Origin of the sequence: Streptomyces resistomycificus, from assembly GCF_001514265.1 — a bacterium.
In the GTDB taxonomy this organism is placed as follows: Bacteria; Actinomycetota; Actinomycetes; order Streptomycetales; family Streptomycetaceae; genus Streptomyces; species Streptomyces resistomycificus.
Genome location: NZ_KQ949019.1, coordinates 1 through 1000 on the forward strand (window position 1 = coordinate 1; position 1000 = coordinate 1000).

Sequence of the window (1000 nt, forward strand, 5' to 3'; positions counted from 1 at the left end):
AAGTGGCTGACGACCACGGACCACAAGACGATCGGTACGTTGTACCTGGTCACGTCGTTCGCGTTCTTCTGCATCGGTGGCGTGATGGCGCTGTTCATGCGCGCCGAGCTGGCCCGTCCGGGCCTGCAGATCATGTCGAACGAGCAGTTCAACCAGGCGTTCACGATGCACGGCACGATCATGCTGCTGATGTTCGCGACGCCGCTGTTCGCCGGCTTCACCAACTGGATCATGCCGCTCCAGATCGGTGCGCCGGACGTGGCCTTCCCCCGGCTGAACATGTTCGCCTACTGGCTGTACCTGTTCGGCTCGCTGATCGCGGTCGGCGGCTTCCTCACCCCGCAGGGCGCGGCCGACTTCGGCTGGTTCGCCTACAGCCCGCTGTCGGACGCGGTCCGCTCGCCGGGCATCGGCGCCGACATGTGGATCATGGGCCTGGCCTTCTCCGGCTTCGGCACCATCCTCGGCGCGGTCAACTTCATCACCACCATCATCTGCATGCGCACCCCCGGCATGACGATGTTCCGCATGCCGATCTTCGTGTGGAACGTGCTGCTGACCGCGGTCCTGGTCCTGCTCGCCTTCCCCGTCCTGGCCGCCGCGCTGTTCGCCCTGGAGGCCGACCGGAAGTTCGGGGCGCACATCTTCGACTCCGCCAACGGCGGCGCACTGCTGTGGCAACACCTCTTCTGGTTCTTCGGCCATCCAGAGGTGTACATCATCGCGCTGCCGTTCTTCGGGATCATCTCCGAAGTCATCCCGGTCTTCTCCCGCAAGCCGATGTTCGGCTACACGGGCCTGATCGCGGCCACCATCGCCATCGCCGGCCTGTCCGTGACCGTGTGGGCGCACCACATGTACGTCACCGGCGGCGTGCTCCTGCCGTTCTTCTCCTTCATGACGTTCCTCATCGCCGTACCGACCGGCGTGAAGTTCTTCAACTGGATCGGCACCATGTGGAAGGGGTCACTGAGCTTCGAGACCCCGATGCTCTGGGCCA

General features: G+C 64.5%; 1 protein-coding gene. It reads left to right on the top strand.

Features of this window, described 5'->3' with window-relative positions:
• Window positions 1-1000: cbb3-type cytochrome c oxidase subunit I (locus tag AQJ84_RS40225; protein WP_211276889.1), on the top strand; the 1000-nt coding region annotated here is incomplete at both ends.